The following is a 22117-nucleotide window of genomic DNA, read 5'->3' as shown; positions in this document are numbered from 1 at the left end:
AGAGCGCGTGCTCACTGTCGGCGACCAGTTCCCCACCTACGACCTGACCGCTTGTGTCTCGCTCGACGCCGGAGCCGAGTTCGCGCAGATCGACCACAAGACCTACGAGGGCAAGTGGAAGATCATGTTTTCCTGGCCGCTCGACTTCACCTTCGTGTGCCCCACGGAGATCGCCGCCTTCGGCAAGCTCAACGACGAGTTCGCCGATCGTGACGCCCAGATCCTCGGCTTCTCGCTCGACTCCGAGTACGTGCACCACGCCTGGCGCAAGGACCACGCCGACCTGCGTGACCTGCCCTTCCCGATGATGTCCGACATCAAGCGCGAGCTCTGCGCCGACCTGGGCATCCTCGGCTCGGACGGTCTCCCGATGCGTGCCGTCTTCATCGTGGACCCGAACAACGAGATCCAGTTCTCCATGGTGACCGCCGGTTCCGTCGGCCGGAACCCCAAGGAGGTCCTGCGGGTGCTCGACGCCCTGCAGACCGACGAGCTGTGCCCCTGCAACTGGACCAAGGGCGAGGGCACCCTCGACGCCGGCGCGCTGCTGGCCGGTGCGTGAGCGATGTCCCTCGACTCCCTCAAGTCCGCCCTGCCGGACTTCGCCAAGGACCTGAAGCTGAACCTCGGTTCGGTCATCGGCAATCAGGACGCCCTCACGCAGCAGCAGCTGTGGGGCACGGTCCTGTCCTGCGCCATCGCCGCGCGGTCCCCGCGCGTCCTGCGTGAGCTGGAGCCGGAGGCCAAGGCGGCCCTGTCGCCGGAGGCGTACACCGCCGCCAAGTCTGCCGCCGCGGTCATGGCGATGAACAACGTCTTCTACCGCACCCGCCACCTGCTCTCCGACCCGGAGTACGGCAACCTGCGCGCGGGCCTGCGGATGAACGTCATCGGCAACCCGGGTGTGGAGAAGGTCGACTTCGAGCTGTGGTCGCTCGCCGTCTCCGCGATCAACGGCTGCGGCCAGTGCCTGGACTCGCACGAGCAGGTCCTGCGCAAGGCCGGCGTGGACCGCGAGACGGTCCAGGAGGCCTTCAAGATCGCCTCGGTGATCCAGGCCGTCGCCGTCACCCTCGACGCGGAAGCCGCCCTCGCCGGGGAGTGACACCCCGCCGTACGCGCCGCGAAGGGCCCCGCGACTCCGGTCGCGGGGCCCTTCGCGCGCGCTAGCGCTTCAGCTTCGTCATCAGTGTCCGCATGTCCTCGATCATCGCCGCGTGCATCGCGTTCTCGTCGATGGTGCCGGCGGGGACGTTCCCGTCGACGGCCGCGGCCTCGCGCACGTGGAACCACTGCACGGTGAGGGTGAAGACCGCCCCTCCGTCCAGCACCATGAGCCGCGTTCCGTCGCGCGCGTACTGCCGGTCGAGCACCGCCCGGTCGCCGAGGCCGGGCACTTCCTCCCGCTCGTCGGTGTCCATCCGGGTCGCCGGATCCGTCCCGGGGCCGGTGGCGAACTCCGGCGCGGGGTCGCCCTTCTTGTGCAGCTCGACCAGCAGCTCGGCCCCGTACATCATGGCCCCGTCCTCGTACTGCGTGGAGACCGTGCAGTACGACCAGTCCTGCGCGAGGAACATGCCCGCGCCGCTCTGGCGCCCCTCGAACTCCCGGCCGGCCGCCTGGCTGACCGTCTTGAGGTCGAACTCCTTGCACAGGTCCGGGGAGTGCCGGTAGCCGAGGCGCGGTACGTCCGGGAGGAAACTTTCCTGCACGGCCAGCGCGCCCGCCCACACCGCCGAGGACGCCACCACCCCGGCCAGCGCCCACAGCCATGGCCCGCGCGTGCCCCGTACGTGTTCCCGCTCGAGCTCGCGCCCGCCCGGGAGGGCCTCCGCGGTGCCGTCCGCCCCGCTCGCCGTCTCCCAGCCCCCGTCGATCTCCGGCTCGCCGATCATCCCCGTGTCCCCCGTCCCCCCGCGCCCCCGCGGCAATCGCGCCTACCTGCGCAGCGCCTTCATCAGGCCGTGCATGTCGTCGATCATCGCAGCCTGGACCGCGTCGGAATCGGGCTTCGGCGGATCTTGCGGAGGCCCGGAACCGGAGATCGGATTCCCGTCACCGTCGACCGTGTCCGGGCCGAACGCCCACACCGACACGTCCACGGTGAACACCGCACCCCCGTCGAGAACGGCGAGCCGCCACGACTGCTCGTACTCCATCTCCCAGATCAGCGCCCGTTCCCCGAGCCCCGGCACCGAGCGCGGCTCCGCGCGGTTCATGCCGGCATAGCCCGCGGGCGCGGGATCCGCGCCGAACTCCGGGGCCGGGTCGGTCCGTTTGTGCAGGGTCATCGAGGCCTGGGCCTCGTACGAGAGCCGGAACCCGGGCTTCTCCGAGGGGTCCGTGTTGGTGCTCAGCCGGCAGTACGCCTGGTCCACTCCCGGGTGCTCGAACAGCTTCGGGGTGGAATTCCACTGGATCACCTCGGCCAGCCGGGCCAGCGTGGGCAGCTTCGCCTCGTCGCACAGGCTCTGGGGCAGCGCGTAGCGCAGCGGCGGGCGGTCGTCCTGCGGGGTCACGGACCACCAGGCGCCCGCCCACAGCGTGGAGGCGATCAGGGCCCCTCCGAGGGCCCACCGCCAGGGGCGCCGGCCGGGAGGCGGGGACCCCTCGTAGTGCTCCGGCCCCTGCGGGCCCTCCGGCTCCTCCAGGACGTCCGGCCCCGGTATGCGGTACGAGCCGCCGTCAAATTCAGGCTCCGTTATCACCCGTACGTGTCTCCTCCGCCTCGGCTGCCGTCTGACCCAGGGCCGTCGCACCGTGCGGCCCGGGGCCGACCGGGGAGAGCCCGTGATGGAGCTGTTCGCGGGAGTAGGCCCGCAGGTACCCGACCACCGTGTTGGTGACGGCGACCAGGGGAACGGCGACCACCGCTCCGCCGATGCCGGCGACCAGGCCGCCGGCCGCCACCGAGAGCACCACCGCGAGCGGGTGGACCCGTACCGCCCGGCCCAGGATGAAGGGCTGGAGCACGTGGCCCTCGATCTGCTGCACGGCCAGGACCACCAGCAGCACCATCGCCGCGGTGAACGGACCCTGGGTCACCAGGGCCACGACCACGGCGAGGGCGCCGGAGATCACCGCGCCGACGAGCGGGATGAAGGCGAAGAGGAAGATGAAGACGGCGAGCGGCACGGCCATCGTCACGTCGAGGAAGTACAGGCCGAGGCCGATGAACACGGCGTCGATGAGGGCCACCAGGACCGTGCCGCGCACGTACGCGGTCAGGGTGCGCCAGGCGCGCGGACCGGCGCCGGCGACGCCGGGGCGGGCGGCGGCCGGGAGCAGGCTCGTGGTCCAGGTCCAGATGCGCTTGCCGTCGTAGAGCAGGAAGAGCGTGGAGAACATCGCGAGCAGCATGCCCGTCAGTACTTCGACGAGGACCGTGACGCCTTGCAGGCCGGCGGAGGTGATCTGCTCGGTGTTGGTGCCGATGGTCTCGCTGAGGTTCTTGGCGATCTCGTTGATCTGCTTCTCGGTCACGTGGAACGGACTGTCCAGCGCGGCGAGTTTGAGGTCGTTGATGCCTTCGCGCAGCCGGTCGGAGAGCTGGTCGAGGTTGTCCATGACCTGCCAGACCACGAACCAGCCGACCAGCCCGATGACCACGAACCCGAGGATCGCGGTGACGGCCGTGGCCAGCCCGCGGGGCATGCCGAGCCGGCGCAGCCGGACCACGAAGGGCTGGAGCAGCGCGGTGACCAGGAGGGCGGCGGCGAAGGCGAGGACGACCAGGCGGACTTCGCTGATCACCCGCATCAGGACCCAGAGCATCCCGGCGAGCAGCAGCAGCCGCCAGCTCGCCTCGGCGGCGACGCGCACCCCCCACGGGATGACGGACACGGGGTCGGGGCGCACGGGGGCGGTGTAGCCCGCGTGTTCGGCGCCCGGGGCCGCGGGGGGCGGGGAGGCGGGCGCCGCGGAGGCCGCCTGGGCCTGGGGGGGCGGCGCGGAGTCGGAGGTCTCGGCTTCGACCTCGGCGCGCCGTTCCGCGAGCCGGGCCTCCACGTGGCTCAGCCTCTTGCCGAGCCGGCCGAGCCAGCCTGTCTTCGCCATCTCGTTCCCTTCCCCCGCCCTGGACCGCGTGCCGGGGCACACCTCGAAAGACCGTACACGCGAGGAGCCCCGCACCGTAGGACGATGCGGGGCTCTTCGAGGTTGAGGCGCGCGGGCGCGCTCTCGTACCGGTGTGTCCGGGTGTGCCTAGTACCAGTGGTTGGCCTGGTGGAAGCTCCACGCGCCGCACGGGCTGCCGTAGCGGGAGTTCATGTAGTTCAGACCCCACTCGATCTGGGTGGCGGGGTTGGTGCGCCAGTCGGCGCCCGCCGAGGCCATCTTCGAACCGGGCAGGGCCTGGACGAGGCCGTAGGCGCCCGAGGACGCGTTCACGGCACGGTAGTTCCAGGTGGATTCCCGGTTGATGATGTTGGAGAAGCACTGGAACTGCCCCGCCGGGACCATCTGCTTGGCGATCGCCTTGACCTGGGCGACCGTGTAGGTGGCCTGGGGTGCGAAGGAGGATCCGTCGCGGGGGTTGGAACGGCTGGCGGCCTGCTCCTTCTCCTCACGCTCCTTCTTCGCCTTGTCGTCAGCGGCCTTCTGCGCCTCGGCCTTCTTCGCCTTGGCGTCCTGGGCGGCCTGGATGCGGGCCGCTTCCTCCACCGAGCGCTTGGCGTCGGTGTCGGCGGCGTGGGCGATGGAGTCGGCCTGCTGCGTCAGGGACGCGTTCTGGACCTGCGCCTGCTCGCCGAGCGGGATGTCCGTGAGGAGGGTCACCCCGGACGCGGTCGTCTCGAGATCGTTCGCGACGGGGTCGCCGGTGGCAACACCCACGACGGCGCCGACGGTGGTGACGGCCGTGGCCGAAGCCACAGCGAATCCCCGAACCGAGATCCGGCTCACACGGTTTCCTTCCAGCAGCGCCCGCAGTGACCGCGCGGGCGCAATAGTGCCCTCGACACTGGCCTCCGTGGTGGTTCGGTCACTGGAGGCGCGGGCCCGTGGGCAACTCCCTTGCGGGAGTGCCGCGTGATGCTCCGGGCGGCATACGGCGATCGATTGTGGAGTTAGCGGTACTGCGCGTATCTCACGGGAGATACAGGTGTGCCGTATGCGGGGCCTGACGGAAAACAGACTCTGCCGGACCTCGACGCCGCAGGGCAATTCTCCGTTGCGTGGGAAAGGTCACACCTGCCGTGTCGCCACTGGTTTCGACAAACCCCTGTGCGTGAAGGCGCCGCCCGGCTAGGCTCTCTGGCCTTTGCCGGGCGGCGCCAACTCACCTTCCCGCTATGGGTGTTTTACCTGCTTTGCGACCCGTGCGGGTCGGCCGGGCGGCCCTACAGGTTCTCCAGCATCTCGGTGACCAGCGCGGCGATCGGGGAGCGCTCCGAACGGGTCAGCGTGACGTGCGCGAAGAGCGGATGCCCCTTCAGTTTCTCGACCACGGCGACGACTCCGTCGTACCGGCCGACCCGCAGGTTGTCCCGCTGGGCCACGTCGTGGGTGAGAACCACCCGCGAATTGGCCCCGATACGGGACAGAACGGTCAGCAGGACATTGCGCTCCAGGGACTGCGCCTCGTCCACGATGACGAACGCGTCGTGGAGCGAGCGGCCGCGGATGTGCGTGAGCGGCAGGACCTCCAGCATCCCGCGGTTCAGCACCTCCTCGATGACCGCACGCCCGGCGACCGCCGAGAGCGTGTCGAACACCGCCTGGGCCCAGGGGCTCATCTTCTCGGAGGCGTCCCCGGGGAGGTAGCCGAGGTCCTGGCCGCCGACCGCGTACAGCGGCCGGAAGACCATCACCTTCTGGTGCTGCCTCCGCTCCAGCACGGCCTCCAGCCCCGCGCACAGCGCCAGCGCCGACTTTCCGGTGCCGGCCCGGCCGCCCATCGAGATGATCCCGATCTCGGGGTCGAGCAGGAGGTCGAGCGCGATCCGCTGCTCGGCGCTGCGGCCGTGCAGCCCGAAGGCCTCGCGGTCGCCCCGTACGAGCTTCACGTTGCCGTCGGCCGTGACCCGGCCGAGCGCCTTGCCGCGCTCGGACTGGAGGACCAGCCCGGTGTGCACGGGAAGTTCCGCGGCCTCCGGCACGTAGAGCCGCTCCTCGGAGAAGAGGAGGTCCACCTGCTCACCGGAGAGTGCCAGCTCGCTCATGCCGGTCCAGCCGGCATCGGTGATCGCGAGCTCCGCGCGGTACTCCTCGGCGATCAGCCCCACGGAGGAGGCCTTGATGCGCAGGGGCAGATCCTTCGAGACGACCGTGACGTCGTAGCCCTCGGCCTGGAGGTTGCGCGCGACCGCGAGGATCCGCGAATCGTTGTCCCCCAGCCTGAAACCGGCGGGCAGGACGCTCTGATCGGAGTGGTTGAGCTCGACGCGCAGGGTGCCGCCCAGATCGCCCAGCGGGATGGGTGCGTCGAGGCGTCCGTAGCGAACCCGGAAGTCGTCGAGCAGGCGCAGGGCCTGGCGGGCGAAGTAGCCGAGTTCGGGATGGTGCCTCTTTGCCTCCAGCTCGGTGATCACGACGATCGGGAGCACTACCTCGTGCTCGTCGAAGCGGGTGATCGCGTTGGGGTCTGCCAGCAGGACGCTGGTGTCGAGGACGTAGGTCCGCCTGTCGGGCAGGCGGCTCTTTGTGCTGGTCACCACGGAAGGACGTACCCCCTCGGAAGAGGTCGGGCCATGAAGACCGGACCGGTCATCGGCACCCCTGCGCGGGCCGACTTCCGGCCCTCCACTCCGTCCGTGCGAACCGCACGTGCGTCCTGGTGCAAAGGGCCTCCCGGGCGGACGACCCCATGCCGTCCGCTGAGACTCGACACCCGTGGATCGGGCGTCGACCTGCAAGGGATATTCCCCGAATGGGTCCAGCCATGCCATGGCATATGACGGACGCTCGGTGAATCCCTGGTGAAGGCCTCGCGCGGAGGGCTCCGGGGGACGCGCAGGACGTACGGGAACACGGGTGCGGCGCGCCACGGAGGGGTCCGGGCGCGCCGTGAGGTGCCGAGGGGGCGTCAGAGACCCGCAGGTCAGGTGCCGTACGGGTGCCCTGCCGGGCGGATCAGCTGCCGTAGCGCCGGTGACGGGCGGCGTAGTCGCGCAGGGCGCGCAGGAAGTCGACCTTGCGGAAAGCCGGCCAGAAGACTTCGCAGAAGTAGTACTCGGAGTGCGCGCTCTGCCACAGCATGAATCCGGACAGCCGCTGCTCTCCGCTGGTGCGGATCACCAGGTCCGGGTCGGGCTGGCCGCGCGTGTAGAGGTGCTCCGCGATGTGCTCGATGTCGAGGATCTCGGCGAGCTCCTCGAAGGAGGTGCCCTTCGAGGCGTGCTCCAGCAGGAGCGAGCGGACCGCGTCGGCGATCTCCTGGCGGCCGCCGTAGCCGACCGCGACGTTGACGAGTATCCCGTCGACGTCGCGGGTGGCCTCCATGGCCTCCTTCAGGACGCTCTGGGTCCCGGCGGGCAGGATGTCGAGGTTGCCGACGTGGTGGACGCGCCAGCGGCCGTCGGCGGCGAGGCCCCGGACGGTGTTCTCGATGATGTTGAGCAGCGGGCGGAGCTCGACCTCGGGACGGTCCAGGTTGTCCGTGGAGAGCATCCACAGGGTGACGACCTCGACGTCCGTCTCGGTGCACCAGCCCAGCATCTCGGAGATCTTGTCGGCGCCGGCCTGGTGGCCCTGCACCGTCGTGCCCCCGGACGCCTTCGCCCAGCGCCGGTTCCCGTCCAGGATCACGCCGATGTGCTTGGGCGTCTCGTCATGATCGATGCGGCCTTCCACCCGGCGTGCGTAGAGCCTGTACACAGGACGGCGTACCAGGTCGCGCAGCTTCACGATCTTCCAGCCCCTCCGAGCGATACCCCCGTGCGGAATGCGGTGGTCCCCCCAAGTCCGCCACAGACCGCCACATTACTGCGGAGAGGGATCCGGCACCCAACTCGGTCCTGTCACAAGTCCGTGATAGGGAGGACAACGTGACTGAAAACAATCTCTATCGGGCAGAGCCCTCGCGCTACGACTCCATGGAGTACCGGCGCACCGGCCGCAGCGGCCTCAAGCTCCCCGCGATCTCCCTCGGCCTCTGGCACAACTTCGGCGACGACGCGTCCCTGGGGTCCCAGCGGGCGATCCTGCGCCGGGCCTTCGACCTCGGCGTCACCCACTTCGACCTGGCGAACAACTACGGCCCGCCCCCCGGCTCGGCCGAGCTGAACTTCGGCAAGATCTTCGCGCAGGACTTCGCGTCCCACCGCGAGGAGCTCGTCCTGTCCACGAAGGCCGGCTACCTCATGCACGAGGGGCCGTACGGCGAGTGGGGCAGCCGAAAGTACCTGCTCGGGTCGCTGGACGCGTCGCTGAAGCGGATGGGCGTCGACTACGTCGACATCTTCTACTCGCACCGCTTCGACCCGGACACCCCGCTGGAGGAGACCATGGGCGCGCTGGCGTCCGCGGTCCAGCAGGGCAAGGCGCTCTACGTGGGCGTGTCCTCGTACACCGCGGAGCAGACGGCCGAAGCGGCCCGGCTGCTGAAGGAGATGGGGATCCGTCCCCTCATCCACCAGCCCTCGTACTCCATGATCAACCGCTGGACGGAGGACGACGGCCTGCTGGACACCCTGGAGGAGGCCGGCATGGGCTGCATCTCCTTCGTGCCGCTCGCGCAGGGGCTGCTGACCGGGAAGTACCTCAAGGGCATCCCTGAAGGCTCTCGGGCCACCCAGGGCAAGTCCCTCAACCCGGACCTGCTGTCGGACGAGGTCGTGCGCCGGCTGAACGGGCTGAACGAGATCGCGGCGCGGCGCGGACAGACGCTGGCCCAGCTCGCGCTGAACTGGGTGCTGCGGGACGAGCGGATGACCTCGGCGCTGATCGGCGCATCGAGCGTGAAGCAGCTCGAGGAAAACGTGGCTTCCCTGTCCGGCGCACCGCTGTCGGAGCAGGAGTTGAAGGAGATCGACTCCTTCGCCGTGTCCACCCCCGGCGCCAACATCTGGGCCCAGCGGGGCTGACCTGCGCCTTTGCCGGGCGCTGCCCGGAGACAAAAAACGGGCCGGTCCGTGGGGGGGATACGGACCGGCCCGAGGGGGGGGTTCCACCATAACCCTTCGTAAAGCCTGCTGCGCGCATCACCGCGCCACGATTACGCTCCGGAGCCGGCCGGGAGCACTCCGCAGAACCGAAACGGCCCCACAGCCCTTGCGGGGCCCGGCCGGAGCCCGTACGGACCAACCTGCGGGGGTCCCTCCCCGGGGGGACCCCCTCGGGTGCGCCGCCTTGACGCCGAAGCCCGTATCGGGGGCGGTGGCGGCGGCCTAGGGTGGCCCGCATGGGGAAGAGGGAACGGTGGCGCGACGGCGGGGCCACGCTCTACGTCGACCGGGGCGCGGCCCACGTCGACCGGGGCGCGGCACCGGGAATGCCCGCGGGACACCCGGAACGTGCGGGGCACCCGGAGCCGCTGGAGGTGCCCCTCGAGGTGCCCGTGGAGGTGGCCGCCTCCTATCGGGCCCGCACGCGCGGTCTGCTCGGGCGGGACGGGATCGAGGGGGCGATGCTCCTGACCCCGGCCTCGAGCGTGCACACCTTCCGGATGCGCTTCGCCATCGACGTGGCCCACCTCGACAGCCGGCTCACCGTCATCGCGCTGACCACCATGGCGCCCGGCCGGCTGGGTCTCCCCCGGCTGCGCGCCCGCCACGTCCTGGAGGCCGAGGCCGGTGCCATGGCCGCCTGGGGCCTGCGCGTGGGCTCCCCGCTCCGGGTCCGTCTCACCACGCGCTAGGCGCGGCCCCGCACCGGCGGTAGGTTGGGGCGGTTGAGCTGGGGTGTGGCAGGGGAGCGGCATGACCGAGAACGCGCGCGTCAAAGCGCTGGAGCAGATCATGCCGGCGACCCACGGAGCCGACGAGGACATCGACTGGCAGGCGGCCGAGGCCGTCTGGGGCAGCCGTTTCCCCGCCGATTTCATCGCCTTCATGGGCCGCTTCGGCGCGGGCTCGATCAACGGCGAGGCCAGCGTGCTGCTTCCGCTGCCCAAGCCCGGACTCCAGTGGGATCCGGCGCAGATGGCGGAGGAGACGGCCAACGCCCGTCAGGTCTGGGAGGCGGAGGGCGGCCGGGCCGCCTTCGACGTGGACCCGGAGTCGATCCTCGCCTGGGGCGTCACCGGCGGCTCCGACATCCTGTGCTGGCTGACGACCGACCCCGACCCCGACCGCTGGCCCGTTCTGGTGGTCGGCCGGCACACCGCCGACTCCTTCGCGGTGTATCCGTACGGCATGGCCGAGTTCCTCTACCTGCTGTGCTCCGACGAGTTCGACGTGAGCCCGGTCAGCATCACCTTCTGGGACGGCGGCCACCTCAGCTTCGTGCACTGGCGCAAGGCCCAGCGCCGCTGGCAGGAGGGGCGCAACCCCGAGACGGGCGAGCCCGATCCGTACGCGGGCGACTTCGCGGACTGAGTTCCCGCCCCTCCCCCGCCTCTCCCCCGCCACGGCCCCTCCCCTCCCCTCCCCTCCCCTCCCCTCCCCTCTCTCCCTCCCCCCCTCCCACCCGTTCCGCCGCGCTCCGTGGCCGGAAACGGGCGTTTCGGCATGTCTACGCGCGTCCGAATTGTTGATCACATATCGGAAAACACCATTCTGAAATGCCGCACTTGGAGCATTGACCACAAGTGCCGACCCAATGGAACCAACCACCCTCCCTCAGGAGAGAATTCCGGCCAACGGGCCACTGAGGGACAGCACAGCCCGGAGTAACTCATAAGTAATAACGGGACTCAAAAGAAAATCAGGGGAATACACCCGTGCGACGAAGAATCTTCGGCACGGCCGCCACCACGGTCGTGCTCGGTCTGCTGATACCGCTGGCCGGCTGTGGCAGCTCCGGTGGAAGCGCTGATGACAGCGGCACCCTCCGCCTCGTCGCCGCCGAATACGGCGACGCCTCGGCCAACAGCAGTTCCAAGGCTTTCTGGGACAAGGTGACGGCTGATTTCACCGCCTCGCACCCCGACATCAAGGTCCAGGTCCAGATCCTGCCGTGGGCCGACATCGACCGTGAAGTCTCCCGCATGGTCAAGGCCGGCAACGCCCCGGACATGGCTCTCATGGGCGGCTACTCGGACTTCGCGGCGCAGGGCAAGCTCTATTCCGCGCCCGAACTCCTCTCGGTCGCCGCCGAGGCGAACTTCCTCCAGCCCCTCTCCGACGCCGGCTCCGTCGGCAACACCCTCTACGGCCTGCCCTTCGTGGCGAGCAGCCGCCTCCTCTTCTACAACGAGGAGCTGTTCACCGAGGCCGGGATCATCCCGAAGGGCTCCAAGAACGGCTGGCAGCCCAAGACCTGGTCGGACCTGAAGGCGGCCGCCACGGCGCTCAAGGCCAAGGGCGTGAAGACCCCGTTCGCCATGCCCCTGGGCCCGGAGGAGGCGCACGCCGAGGCGATGATCTGGGAGCTCAGCAACGGCGGTGGCTACGCCGACAGCAGCGGCAACTACAGCCTGGCCTCGGACCAGAACATCACTACCTTCACGTGGATCAAGAACAACCTGGTCGCCCCCGGGCTGCTCGGCCCCGTTCCGCCGTCCAAGCTCAACCGCGCCGACGCCTTCGCCGCGTTCACGCGCGGCGAGGTCGGCATGCTGAACGGCTACCCCCAGCTCGCCCACGAGGCGCGCAACAAGGGGATCACGGTCGGTGCCGTCGCGATGCCCGCCTCGGACATGCTGAACACCGGGGAGGTCCCGCCGAACGTGGGCGTGGCCGACTGGATGATGGCCTTCAAGCAGAACGGTCACCGCGACGAGATCGGCACGTTCCTGGAGTTCGTCTACCGGGACAAGAACCTGTCGGACTTCGCCGGCCGCTACCACCTGCTGCCGTCCACCGTCTCGGCTTCCCGCACGATGGCCGGAACCTCGGGCATGGACAAGAACGACCAGCAGTTCCTGAACGCCCTGCGCGGTGCGCAGCTCTACCCGGTCGACGACCCGTCCTGGGTGGTCATCAGTGACACCATCAAGCGGAACATCGGCCGCGCCGTGGACCCCGGCGGCGACCCCAAGGCCGTCCTGGAGGAGATCGCCTCCAAGGCCAAGGAGGCCAAGAAGGCCCGCTGACGCGCGGCCGGACCGACGCGCAGATACCCCCGAACGCCCCTTCCGAAAGGGACCTTCGCCCCCTGCCGCACCCCACCCCGTGCGGCATCATGGCTGGTACGGCCTTGATCCAAGGCCGAGGCCCAGTCGCCCGCGAGCGCCCACAAGGCGCGCGGGGCGGCCGGCCCACCTCTCCCACCTCACCCACCTCACCCCCTCCGCCCGTCCCCTCCGGGGACGCGGGGCGATGCGATCCGGCTCGGCTAGCTCGCGCCCTGGTTCTTCGGGGTGAAGGCCGTGCGGTACTGCTCGCAGCTGGAGTCCCACGACAGGGACCCGGTGAGGGTGCCGTAGCCGGTGCGGGTCACCGACCACTCCACCGTGTACTTCCCGGTGTCGCACGTGATGCGCTTGCCGCCGGGGACCTTCGTACGGCCCGTCGCGGGCCGGTCCTTGAGATCCCGGCGCACCTGCGCCACCTCGGCGCGCCGGGCGTTGCGCAGGACGGCGCGCAGGACGAACACCTGCTTGCCGTCCTTCGTCGTGAGCAGCTTCTTGACCCCCTGCGAGTCGGACACCGACCACGCGAACTCGTACCCCGGCTCCCAGGCCAGCGTGGCGGGATCGCCGATCTTGCGCTCGTACTCCTCGGCGCCCTTGGGGCCGGGGCGGGTGATGGTCTTGTACTGGATGCCGGGGTGGAAGCGGAACTGCGCCTCCACCTTGTGCATGTCGTCCTTGGTCCACATCGACTTCATCTTCCCCTCCCCTCCGCTCGGGTCCTGGAGGTAGTCCGCGCTGCCCGCGGCGGTGGCCGCACCGCCCGAGAGGGCCGGAGCGAGGGCCGCGGCGGCGGCGAGGACGAGGGCGGCGGTGCGGGTGCGGTTCATGCCCGGACCAACGGGACCCTCCGGCGGGCCGGAACGACGCCGGGCACCCTTTCACCCGTACGGGATCCGGCCGGGGGCCGGTGGACGTTCCGACTACGCCTGGCCGGTCTCGAAGCGGCTGATGCGGCCTCCGCCGGGGGCGATGACGAACCTCCAGGAGGTGCGCATCTCGCCCCAGGTGTCGTTGCGGTAGCCGATGGTCAGGGTGCGGCCGCCGTCGGACTCGGACTGGACGTCCATGTGGCCGCCGGCGTCGAAGATCTCCCGGTCGATCCACGCGTGGAGGTCGCGCTCCGTACCGTCGTCGGACATGGTCGCGTCCGCGGTCAGGAGCGCGAGGAAGGCGTCCTTGTCGTGCGCGTTGACCGCGCTGACGAGGGCGCCCACGACGGGGTCGGACAGCTTCCCGGGGGCGATGGCCACGGAGACCTCCTGGTCGGGCGTACGGACGTACGGGCGCGGGGCCGCGCCGGTACGGGCTTGCGTGCGCGACCAGGGAACACCGCGGGCGGCGCCGGGGCGTCGACCCTCACCCGTTCGCCACCGGACGGCGTGTCAGGCGGCCGCTGCGGCTCAGGCGCTGGGGCCGGTGACCACGGGGAAGCCGGTGGGCCGGCCCTGCTCCTTCAGCCAGGCCAGGACCTGGTCGAGGGCTTCGACGCTCTGGGCGCGGTCGCCGCCGCCGTCGTGGAACAGGATGGTCGGGCCGTTGCCGATCTCGGCCTTGACGGCGGCGACGATCGTGGCCACGCCGGGCTTGCTGAAGTCCTTGGTGTCGACGTTCCAGCCGAGCGGGCGCATGCCGTTGGCGGCGGCCAGGGCCCTGCTCTCGGGGGTGAACGCGCCGCCGGGGGCCCGGTAGTACTCCACCTTGGCCCCGCCGCCCGCGGCGTCCTCGATCTGCTTCTTCGCGTCGAGGATCTGCTGCTGCTGGTAGGCCAGGGGCTTCTTGTCCATCCCCGTGTTGTGGTCCATCGTGTGGTCGCAGAGCCGGTGGCCGCCGGCGACGACCTTCTTGACCAGGTCGGGGTGTTCCTTGGCCTGCGGTCCGATCATGCAGAAGACCGCCTTCACGTCGTACTTCTTCAGTACCTCCAGCACCTTCGGGGTCCACTTGGGGTCGGGTCCGTCGTCGATGGTGATGTTGACCGCGTCGCCGCCGCTCTCCGACGCGTGGGCTATGCCGTCCGGGACCTGCCCGCCCGGCTTCCCGGGCGCCTGCGGCTCGGCGTCGCCGCCGCCTTTCGCGGAGTCGTCGGTCTGCCGGGATACGTGTCGGAGGTTGGTGTCGTGGCCCGGGCCGGCGAGCGCCGTCACCCCCCACGCGGTCGCGGCCACCGCCGCCACCGCTCCGGCGACGGCGATCCGTGCCTTCGTACCCCGCATCTGCGTGTGCGTCATGAACCCCATGTGCTGTCTCAACTCCCCATATCCACGTCCGCCGTGTGACCTCGCACTGGTCAGGACGTCGGTCGGGGATGCGGGGTTCCAGCCGAATGGCCCATAAATTCCGGGTTGGAGGACTTTGGTCCTTGATCGTCCCGAATTCCGTCCCGACTGAAACCGAGGACGAACGGACCGGCCTCATACCGGACATCCCGGTGCCAAGACCCGGGCTCTAGCCGGAGGTTCACCTACCCATGCGCAAGGCAGCAATCACCCCCTCCTTCGCCCCGCACGCGCTGCTCGCCCTGCTCACCCTGCTCGCCCTGTCGGTGACGGCGTGCGGGGGCGACGGGGGCGGGAACGCCGCGGAGGCCTCGCGGCCGGCCGCCGAGCTGAGTCTCGTACCGCCTGACGGGGCGAAGGACGTCAAGCCGGGCGGGCCGCTGACGGCGCGGGTGAACAACGGCACACTGACGGCGCTGACCGTGACCGGACCCGACGGGCAACCGGTCGGGGGCACGCTCGAGGACGGGGCGTTCACTCCGGAGGACGGCCTGGCGGTGGACACCGAGTACAAGGTGCGGGCGACGGCCGCCTCGGCGGACGGCAAGGAGACGGCGTCCGAGTCGGCCTTCCACACCCTCAAGCCCGCCAAGGAGCAGACGGAAACGGTGACCGTGCTGCCCGCGGGCGGGACGACGGTCGGCGTGGGCCAGCCGCTCTCCCTCACCTTCGACCACAAAGTGAAGAACAAGGCCGAGATCGAGCGGCGGCTGAAGGTGACCACGAACAACGACACCGAGGGCTCGTGGGGCTGGCTGACGGAGACCCTCACCGGCAAGGACCGCGTGGACTGGCGCCCGAAGGAGTACTGGAAGCCGGGCACCCGGGTGACCCTGGAAGCCCCCCTGTCGGGGGTGGACACGGGATCCGGACGCTACCTGACGAAGTCGTACTCGACCTCCGCCACCATCGGCAGGAGCCAGCTGGCCAAGGTCGACGTCCCCGCCCACAAGCTGACGCTGGAGCGCGACGGCCGGGTGGTGAAGTCCATACCGATCACGGCGGGCGACCCGGCGAAGACGCCGACGTGGAGCGGAAGGATGCCCCTCATGGCCAAGGAAGGAAAGATCAAGATGACGGCCGCTTCGGTCGGCCTGACCGGTTACGACCAGTGGGTCGACAAATCGATGCGCATGACGGTCTCGGGCACGTTCGCGCACCAGGCGGAATGGGCGGAGAGCTACATCGGCTCGGCGAACAGGAGCCACGGCTGCATCGGCATGAAGGCGGCGGACGCCACGTGGTTCTACGCCCAGGCACAGATCGGCGACGTCTTCGACGTCACGGGAGGCAAGGAAACGGTGGCCGCCGGCAACGGCTTCGGCGAGTGGAACCTGCCCTGGGACCAATGGCGGAAGCACTCGGCCCTGAAGTAGTCCGACCGATCCAGCCCCGCCCGGGGTACGACGGGGGCCCGGCCCGAAGGATCCGCAGATCCACCGGGCCGGGCCCACCGTTCACCGACGCGCGAGCAACTCAGTGCACGACGACCGTCTCCGGAGCCGCCTCGGCCCTGGCCGGGCCTCCACCGTCGGAGCCCCCCGCCGGTCCGGCGCCCCGCAGCGGGACCTCCTTGACGAACCAGGCGGCCACGAAGCCCAGTACCGCGATCCCCGCACCCAGCAGGAACGCCGAGTGCGTACCGGCGGCCACCGCGTGCTGGTAGGCGTCCCGCACGAGCTCCGGCAGCTTCGCCAGACTCGCCGCGTCCAGCTGTGCGGAGCCCGCCGCGGTCGCCGCTTCGGGGCCGAGCCGGTCGGTCATGGTGCTGGTGACCTGACTGGTGAACAGGGAGCCCATCAGCGCGACGCCGAAGGAGCCGCCGAGCGTGCGGAACAGGGTCGCCGAGGAGGACGCGACGCCCATGTCCTTCATCTCGACGCTGTTCTGCGCGACCAGCATCGTGATCTGCATCAGGAAGCCGAGGCCGGCGCCGAGCACCGCCATGTAGACGCCGGACATCAGGCGGCTCGTCCCGGTGTCCATGGTGGCGAGCAGGAAGAGCCCGACGACCATGAGCCCGCCGCCGACGATCGGGAAGATCTTGTACTTGCCGCTGCTGGTGGTGATCCGGCCCGCGACCAGCGAGACGGCCATCATCGAGAGCAGCATCGGCAGGAGCAGCAGGCCGGAGTTGGTGGCCGAGGCGCCCTGGACCGACTGCTGGAAGAGCGGCAGGTACAGCACGCCGCCGAACATCGCGAAGCCGACCAGGAAGCCGATCACGGACATGAGGGTGAAGTTGCGGCTGCGGAAGATGTGCAGCGGCATGACCGGGTCGGCGGCCTTGGTCTCGGCGTAGAGGAAGCCGGCGATGGAAACGATGCCGACGGCGATCAGGCCGATGATCTCGGTGGAACCCCACGCGTACTCGGTGCCGCCCCAGGTGGTGACGAGGACCGTGGAGGTGATGCCGATGGTGAGCAGCGCCGCGCCGAGGTAGTCGATCTTGGGGCGTTCCCCGTGGGTCTTCTTCGGGAGGTGCAGCACCGCGGTGACCATGGCCAGGGCCACGGCGCCGAGCGGCAGGTTGATGTAGAAGGACCAGCGCCAGCCCATGTGGTCGGTGATGGTGCCGCCGACCAGCGGTCCGCCGATCATGGCGAGGGCCATCACGCCGGCCATCATGCCCTGGTACTTGCCGCGCTCACGGGGCGGGATCAGGTCACCGATGATCGCCATGACGCCGACCATCAGACCGCCGGCGCCGAGGCCCTGGATCGCGCGGAAGCCGATGAGCTGGCCCATGTCCTGGGCCATGCCGCTGAGCGCGGAGCCGATCAGGAAGATGACGATCGAGGTGAGGAAGGAGCCCTTGCGCCCGTACATGTCGCCGACCTTGCCCCAGATAGGGGTGGAGGCGGCGGTGGCCAGGGTGTAGGCGGTGACGACCCAGGAGAGGTGCTCCAGGCCGCCGAGTTCGCCGACGATCGTGGGCATGGCCGTACCGATGATCATGTTGTCCAGCATGGCCAGCAGCATCGCGATCATGAGCGCCATCAGGACGACCCGCACGCTGCGCGGCTTCACCTCCTCCGAGGCGTCCGCGTTCTTCTTGATTTCCACCATGTTCCACTCCCCTGGCGCATACGCACCGGCCCTGGGACTTACTTGCCGACCGGCTAGTTCACTACACTGGGGAAGGTAGACCCGTAACTAGCCGGGCGTCAAGTAAGTAATCAGGGGAGAGCCCATGTCCAGCAGCAGTCCGCAGCAGCGCCGCGGCAACACGCGGCAGCGCATCCAGGACATCGCACTGGAACTCTTCGCCGAGCAGGGGTACGAGAAGACGTCGCTGCGGGAGATCGCGGAGCGGCTGGGGGTCACGAAGGCGGCGCTGTACTACCACTTCAAGACCAAGGAAGACATCATCATCAGCCTGTTCGACGACCTGACCCGGCCGATCGACGAGCTGATCCAGTGGGCGGAGGAGCAGCCGCGCACGCTGGAGATGAAGCGCGAGGTCCTGCGCCGCTACAGCGAGGCGATGGCGGGCGGCGCCTCCCTGTACCGCTTCATGCAGGAGAACCAGGCGTCGCTGCGGGAGCTGAGCATCGGCGAGACGGTGAAGAAGCGCCTCCTCACCCTGGTGGAGCTGCTCCGGTCCGGCCAGGAGGACGCCCCGCTGGCCGACCAAGTGCGGTGCGTGAGCGCCCTGTTCACCCTGCACGCGGGCATGATGTTCCTCCAGCACGTGGAGGGGGACAACCCGGAGGAGACCCGGCAGGCCGCCCTGGAGGTCGCGACGGACCTGATCACCCAGGCCCACCGGCAGGCATAGACCCCACCCCCCGCCCCCGCCCCCGCCCCCGCGTTCACTCGATCGAACGAACAAGGCGGCAAATTATTACTCTCCGTAGTCAATGCGGCTACTTTTGGTGATGTGCGCTGCGGAAGAGCCTCGGCGCCCGAGCCAAAGGCACCGCCGTCATGATGCGTCTCGCCGTCACCACCGCCGCTGCCGCGGCAGCCGCCTTCGTCACCGCTCTCGCGCCGCAGGCACCCGCGCCCCTCTCCTACGTGGCCCTCGGGGACTCGTATAGCGCCGCCTCCTTCGTGCGCCCCTGGAACACCGACGGATGCGGCCGCTCCGAGCAGGACTATCCACACCAGGCCGCCCGGCGGCTGAAGTTGAAGCTCACCGATGTCACCTGCTCCGCCGCGGAGGTCAGAGCGGGGCTGCTGGGGCCGCAGTCCGAGCTGAAGGGGCCACCATCCGTGCCCCCACCGGGAGGGTGGACCGCAAAGCCGGCGCAGATCAGGGCCGTTACGGCAGCCGCCGATCTCGTCACGGTCGGCGCCGGCGGCAACTCCGTGGGTTTCTCCGAGATCGTCGAGACCTGCGTGAAGCGCGGCCTGGCCTCTTTCGGTACGGGCACCCCGTGCACCGATCACTACACGCGGGGCGGGGGCGCCGCGGGGCTCGACGCCCGGTTCAGCGCGCTGGAGGCCGATTTCTCCGCCCTGCTGAAGGAGATCCGCACCCGCGCCCCGCGCGCCGGGGTGGCGGTCGTCGGGTATCCGGCCGTCGTGGACGAGGCCGCGGGCTGCGGCTGGGGGTCCTGGCACCAGCTCGGAACCGTCACCAAGGGCGACATGCCCTGGCTCGACAGCCTGGAGCGCCGGGTCAACGCCCTCCTGAGGGAGCAGGCCCGCCGGAGCGGCGCGGTGTACGTGGACACCTACTCCTCCAGCACCGGGCACGGGGTGTGCGCGAGCGGAGAGCAGCGCTGGATGTACGGGATCAAGGACAGCCTGACCGGGCCGGGCGAGCAGAGCGACCCGCCCTCCGAGCTCTGCCGCTCCATCCCGGCCCGGGGCGAGGCCTGCACCGTCCTCCACCCGAACCTCCGCGGCGCCACCCACCAGGCGGACCGCGTCGCCGAGGCCCTGACCGCACTGGGGGCGACCAGAGCCTGACGGCGGATGGACCACCCGCCGGCGCGGGGCGGCCGGCCCCGTGCGGGGTCAGTGATAGTAGGTGTCGAGCGAGGCGATCCAGAGCGCCGACAACGGCAGGACCGACAGCTGGACGGCCGCCGTGGTCCAGCACCGCCCGAGGATCGCGGCGGAGGCGCTCCACAACGCCGTCGTGCGCAGCAGGTCCACTGCCCCCGCCTGGTAGCCCTGCCCGCCGGGATCCATCATGCCGGGGTACCCCAGCCACTCCTCGGTGAAGATCCCTTCCATGCCGAACGCGAGGACCGCCGACACCAGCCAGAGGTCGGCCGGCAGGACCGCCACGGCGAGCGTCCGGTCGAAGCGGAGGTATGCGGGCGCCGGGAGCAGCAGCCGGACGAACGGTCGCCCGTGACCCCGTACCCACTGCTCCCCCCGGCCTCGCCACAGCACCGAGGCGGCGTACCCGAGCCCGGCGAGGGCCAGGGCCCAGCCGACGGTGAAGAACAGCCCGAAGATCAAGACACCCATGCTTCACCAGATGCCCCCCACCCCTGGAGTGGTTCCCCCCGGCGCCTGGCGGGAGTCCCGGAGGCCTGAAACGGCAGCAGGGCCCGGGACGCGTGGTGCGGTCCGGGCCCTGCTTCGTGCGGGGTCGCCCTGGGGGCGGTGGTGCTTCAGCTCTGGGCGGGGGCTTCGTCCGTCCGGTCGGCGCCCTCGGCCGCGGCTGCCTTCTCGCGCATCTTGCGCAGCAACTCCGCCCTCTGGTCGGCCGCGCCCTGGCGGTCGAGGTTGCGGTGCGGGCCGTTGTTCGCCCGTTCGGCGCGGGACTGGCGCTTGCGCTGCCCGCCGCCCTGGCCCACGGGGTTGTTGATGTTCTTGCTGACGGTCACGGGTTCTCCCGGTCATGAGTGCGGAGTGATCTACGGATGCGTTGGTGGGGGACGGTCGGCGGCGTCGTCGTCGAAGGACGTCAGCCGGGGCCCATCACGCGCTCACTCGTAAATCGGCCTCTGGAAGAACATGACAAAGACGTTACCCGCTTCCGTCGGCCCCTGACACCAACCCTTGCGGGGCGGCCGTCAGCGGGCTTCGCGGGACTCCCGCCACTGGGCGAGTTCGGCTTCGACGTCGAATTCCTTGAGGTTCAGCGGGGGGCCGGGCGGGGGCCTGCGCAGGGCCGTGCGGATCTTGTCGTTGATCTCCGTGAGGAGGTCGCGGACCTGGCGTTCGGTGCGGGAGGCCTTGATCGCCTCGCGGGCGTCTTCCGCCTCCTTGCGGAGTGCGAGCGCCGGCGGGAGGACCGCGAAGCCCTCGCGGTGCAGTTTGCCCTTGACCCACCAGAGCTCGTCGTACGGGGCGTCGAGCGAGGCCAGCGGTTTTCCGAAGCCGGGCAGATTCTCGATCTCGCCGCTCGCCTCGGCCTGTCTGATCTGGCGGTCCACGAAGGATTCGAAGCTGACACCAGGCGGTTTGCGCTCGGTCACATTGCCTCCCAAGGGTTCCTGCAAGCATAACTCCGAAGACTGGGGAGGGGGTTGCGGAGCGTAACCGTCCCGACTCCGGGCTCAGAGGCGGCGGTCCGACTCGTCGATCGGGATGTCGTTGATGCTGGCCTCGCGACGGCGCATCAGACCCGCGGCGTCGAACTCCCACTGCTCGTTGCCGTGGCTGCGCCACCACTGGCCGCTCGCGTCGTGCCACTCGTACTCGAAGCGGACCGAGATGCGGTTGTCGGTGTACGCCCACAGCTCCTTGCGCAGCCGGTACTCCAGCTCGCGCTCCCACTTGTCGGCGAGGAAGGCGCGGATCTCGGCGCGGCCGGTCAGGAAGCGGTCGCGGTTCCGCCAGGCGGAGTCCTCGGTGTAGGCGAGGGAGACGCGTTCGGGGTCGCGGCTGTTCCAGGCGTCCTCGGCGGCCTGCACCTTGGCGCGGGCGGACTCCTCGGTGAAGGGCGGGAGCGGCGGTCGAACGGAACGAGTAGCGGTCACGGTGGGATACCTCTCCACATCGACTGGGGCAGGGCAAGGCGGGGCAGAGGCAGAGGGAGGGGAGAACGCTCGTTCTCTGCGTTGCCCCGAGCCTAGAGAACGTACGTTCTCCGCGCAAGCGATTCTGGTCTACGCTGCTTCCATGCCCGCCGCCCCGATGAACGACGAAGACGCCCGCACCCGCCTGCTCGACGCCGCGGAGGCGCTGTTCTACGCCGAAGGCATCCAGGCCGTGGGCATGGACCGGATCCGCGCCGAGTCGGGGATCCCGCTCAAGCGGCTCTACCGCCTCTATCCGGCCAAGGAGTCCCTGGTCACCGCCTATCTGGAGCGCCGCGACCGCCGCTGGATGGGGAGCCTGCGCGCAGCGGTCGCGGGGCAGGCCGACCCGGTCGGGGCGGTCTTCGAGTGGCTCGCCCGGTGGTTCTCGGAGCCGGGCTTCCGCGGCTGCGCGTTCCTGAACGCGTACGGGGAGCTGGGCGCGGGGCCCGCCGGAGTGCTGGACGTCGTACGCCGCCACAAGGCGGAGCTGCGGGCCCTGCTGGCCGACGCCGCCGGGCCGGGCCGGGAGGGGCTGGCAGAGCAGTTGCTGCTGCTGGTCGAGGGGGCGACGGTGGTAGCGGCCCTGGAACCGGGCCCGGGAGCGGCGGTGCGGGCGCGCGAGGCCGCCTGCGTCCTGGTCCGGGCCGGCGGAGGGATTCACGCGGCTGCCGAGTGATCGGTTACGCGTCGTACACAACCGGGTCGCATTGTCAGCTTTTAACTGGTGTTGGAAC

Annotated in this window: 24 protein-coding genes; 10 read left to right on the top strand and 14 right to left on the bottom strand. The window is 70.1% G+C overall.

Features of this window, described 5'->3' with window-relative positions; genetic code table 11:
• The first annotated feature begins 7 nt into the window (after positions 1–7).
• Together ACFYM0_RS18780 and ACFYM0_RS18775 are read left to right on the top strand one after the other, a co-directional pair.
• Entirely contained in the window at positions 8–562 is a 555-nt protein-coding gene (locus ACFYM0_RS18780) for a peroxiredoxin (RefSeq protein ID WP_388502584.1), read from the top strand.
• Positions 563–565: 3 nt separating this feature from the next.
• A complete protein-coding gene (locus ACFYM0_RS18775) occupies positions 566–1105 on the top strand; it encodes an alkyl hydroperoxide reductase (RefSeq protein WP_388502582.1) in 540 nt (179 codons plus the stop codon).
• A gap of 61 nt (positions 1106–1166) precedes the next feature.
• On the opposite strand, the gene ACFYM0_RS18770 is transcribed toward ACFYM0_RS18775, so the two are convergent.
• The 6 genes from ACFYM0_RS18770 to ACFYM0_RS18745 all read right to left on the bottom strand — a co-directional run bounded on the left by ACFYM0_RS18770 (position 1167) and on the right by ACFYM0_RS18745 (position 7845).
• A complete protein-coding gene (locus ACFYM0_RS18770; protein WP_388502580.1) occupies positions 1167–1895 on the bottom strand; it encodes a hypothetical protein in 729 nt (242 codons plus the stop codon).
• 42 nt (positions 1896–1937) lie between these two features.
• The gene (locus ACFYM0_RS18765) at positions 1938–2708 is read right to left on the bottom strand and encodes a hypothetical protein (protein WP_388502577.1); all 771 of its coding nucleotides are present in this window, start codon (positions 2706–2708) and stop codon (positions 1938–1940) included.
• Positions 2692–4056, bottom strand: a complete 1365-nt coding sequence (locus ACFYM0_RS18760) for an AI-2E family transporter (RefSeq protein ID WP_388502574.1) — start codon at positions 4054–4056, stop codon at positions 2692–2694. Before ACFYM0_RS18760 ends, ACFYM0_RS18765 begins: the two co-directional genes overlap by 17 nt.
• Before the next feature lie 147 nt (positions 4057–4203).
• Positions 4204–4902, bottom strand: coding sequence for a transglycosylase SLT domain-containing protein (locus ACFYM0_RS18755; RefSeq protein ID WP_388502571.1), 699 nt, complete (start codon positions 4900–4902; stop codon positions 4204–4206).
• 437 nt (positions 4903–5339) lie between these two features.
• Positions 5340–6656 (bottom strand): PhoH family protein, encoded by a 1317-nt coding sequence (locus ACFYM0_RS18750; protein WP_327254717.1) that lies wholly within the window; start codon positions 6654–6656, stop codon positions 5340–5342.
• Positions 6657–7071: 415 nt separating this feature from the next.
• On the bottom strand, positions 7072–7845 hold the full coding sequence (locus tag ACFYM0_RS18745) for an isoprenyl transferase (protein WP_327254716.1): 774 nt from the start codon (positions 7843–7845) through the stop codon (positions 7072–7074).
• A 140-nt stretch (positions 7846–7985) separates the two neighbouring features.
• Here ACFYM0_RS18745 and mgrA point away from each other — a divergent pair, with 140 nt between their 5' ends.
• The 4 genes from mgrA to ACFYM0_RS18725 all read left to right on the top strand — a co-directional run bounded on the left by mgrA (position 7986) and on the right by ACFYM0_RS18725 (position 12133).
• Positions 7986–9023, top strand: a complete 1038-nt coding sequence (gene mgrA, locus ACFYM0_RS18740; RefSeq protein WP_388502567.1) for an L-glyceraldehyde 3-phosphate reductase — start codon at positions 7986–7988, stop codon at positions 9021–9023.
• Positions 9024–9340: 317 nt separating this feature from the next.
• Entirely contained in the window at positions 9341–9796 is a 456-nt protein-coding gene (locus ACFYM0_RS18735; RefSeq protein WP_388502565.1) for a DUF192 domain-containing protein, read from the top strand.
• A 61-nt stretch (positions 9797–9857) separates the two neighbouring features.
• Entirely contained in the window at positions 9858–10475 is a 618-nt protein-coding gene (locus ACFYM0_RS18730; RefSeq protein WP_327254713.1) for an SMI1/KNR4 family protein, read from the top strand.
• A 344-nt stretch (positions 10476–10819) separates the two neighbouring features.
• Positions 10820–12133 carry an extracellular solute-binding protein gene (locus ACFYM0_RS18725; RefSeq protein WP_388502561.1) on the top strand — a complete coding sequence of 438 codons (1314 nt, stop codon included), beginning with the start codon at positions 10820–10822 and terminating at the stop codon, positions 12131–12133.
• A 242-nt stretch (positions 12134–12375) separates the two neighbouring features.
• On the opposite strand, the gene ACFYM0_RS18720 is transcribed toward ACFYM0_RS18725, so the two are convergent.
• The 3 genes from ACFYM0_RS18720 to ACFYM0_RS18710 all read right to left on the bottom strand — a co-directional run bounded on the left by ACFYM0_RS18720 (position 12376) and on the right by ACFYM0_RS18710 (position 14403).
• Positions 12376–13002, bottom strand: coding sequence for a hypothetical protein (locus ACFYM0_RS18720; protein WP_388502558.1), 627 nt, complete (start codon positions 13000–13002; stop codon positions 12376–12378).
• A gap of 93 nt (positions 13003–13095) precedes the next feature.
• The gene (locus tag ACFYM0_RS18715; RefSeq protein ID WP_388502556.1) at positions 13096–13425 is read right to left on the bottom strand and encodes a nuclear transport factor 2 family protein; all 330 of its coding nucleotides are present in this window, start codon (positions 13423–13425) and stop codon (positions 13096–13098) included.
• 150 nt (positions 13426–13575) lie between these two features.
• A complete protein-coding gene (locus ACFYM0_RS18710; RefSeq protein WP_388502553.1) occupies positions 13576–14403 on the bottom strand; it encodes a polysaccharide deacetylase family protein in 828 nt (275 codons plus the stop codon).
• A gap of 239 nt (positions 14404–14642) precedes the next feature.
• Between ACFYM0_RS18710 and ACFYM0_RS18705 the strand changes: the two genes are divergently transcribed.
• Positions 14643–15827 carry an Ig-like domain-containing protein gene (locus ACFYM0_RS18705; protein ID WP_388502551.1) on the top strand — a complete coding sequence of 395 codons (1185 nt, stop codon included), beginning with the start codon at positions 14643–14645 and terminating at the stop codon, positions 15825–15827.
• Positions 15828–15927: 100 nt separating this feature from the next.
• On the opposite strand, the gene ACFYM0_RS18700 is transcribed toward ACFYM0_RS18705, so the two are convergent.
• Positions 15928–17520 carry an MDR family MFS transporter gene (locus ACFYM0_RS18700; protein WP_388502549.1) on the bottom strand — a complete coding sequence of 531 codons (1593 nt, stop codon included), beginning with the start codon at positions 17518–17520 and terminating at the stop codon, positions 15928–15930.
• A gap of 124 nt (positions 17521–17644) precedes the next feature.
• Here ACFYM0_RS18700 and ACFYM0_RS18695 point away from each other — a divergent pair, with 124 nt between their 5' ends.
• Complete coding sequence (locus ACFYM0_RS18695) at positions 17645–18232, top strand: TetR/AcrR family transcriptional regulator (RefSeq protein ID WP_388502546.1); 588 nt, start codon at positions 17645–17647, stop codon at positions 18230–18232.
• A gap of 149 nt (positions 18233–18381) precedes the next feature.
• A complete protein-coding gene (locus ACFYM0_RS18690; RefSeq protein ID WP_388502544.1) occupies positions 18382–19371 on the top strand; it encodes an SGNH/GDSL hydrolase family protein in 990 nt (329 codons plus the stop codon).
• Between the two features lie 48 nt (positions 19372–19419).
• Here ACFYM0_RS18690 and ACFYM0_RS18685 read toward each other — a convergent pair whose 3' ends face one another.
• The 4 genes from ACFYM0_RS18685 to ACFYM0_RS18670 form a co-directional block, all read right to left on the bottom strand.
• Positions 19420–19881 carry a hypothetical protein gene (locus tag ACFYM0_RS18685; RefSeq protein WP_388502541.1) on the bottom strand — a complete coding sequence of 154 codons (462 nt, stop codon included), beginning with the start codon at positions 19879–19881 and terminating at the stop codon, positions 19420–19422.
• Positions 19882–20027: 146 nt separating this feature from the next.
• A complete protein-coding gene (locus ACFYM0_RS18680; protein ID WP_388502540.1) occupies positions 20028–20243 on the bottom strand; it encodes a DUF6243 family protein in 216 nt (71 codons plus the stop codon).
• 189 nt (positions 20244–20432) lie between these two features.
• Positions 20433–20837 (bottom strand): DUF1992 domain-containing protein, encoded by a 405-nt coding sequence (locus ACFYM0_RS18675; RefSeq protein WP_388502537.1) that lies wholly within the window; start codon positions 20835–20837, stop codon positions 20433–20435.
• A gap of 81 nt (positions 20838–20918) precedes the next feature.
• Positions 20919–21341, bottom strand: coding sequence for a nuclear transport factor 2 family protein (locus ACFYM0_RS18670; RefSeq protein ID WP_388502535.1), 423 nt, complete (start codon positions 21339–21341; stop codon positions 20919–20921).
• Between the two features lie 157 nt (positions 21342–21498).
• Between ACFYM0_RS18670 and ACFYM0_RS18665 the strand changes: the two genes are divergently transcribed.
• Positions 21499–22059: a TetR/AcrR family transcriptional regulator gene (locus ACFYM0_RS18665; protein WP_388503026.1), complete on the top strand. Its 561-nt coding sequence runs from the start codon at positions 21499–21501 to the stop codon at positions 22057–22059.
• The last annotated feature ends 58 nt before the right edge of the window (positions 22060–22117 follow it).

Origin of the sequence: Streptomyces sp. NPDC006487 (assembly GCF_042870555.1) — a bacterium.
Taxonomy (GTDB): Bacteria; Actinomycetota; Actinomycetes; order Streptomycetales; family Streptomycetaceae; genus Streptomyces.
Note: the sequence above shows the minus strand (reverse complement) of the source record. Positions and strands in the feature narration are given on the sequence as shown.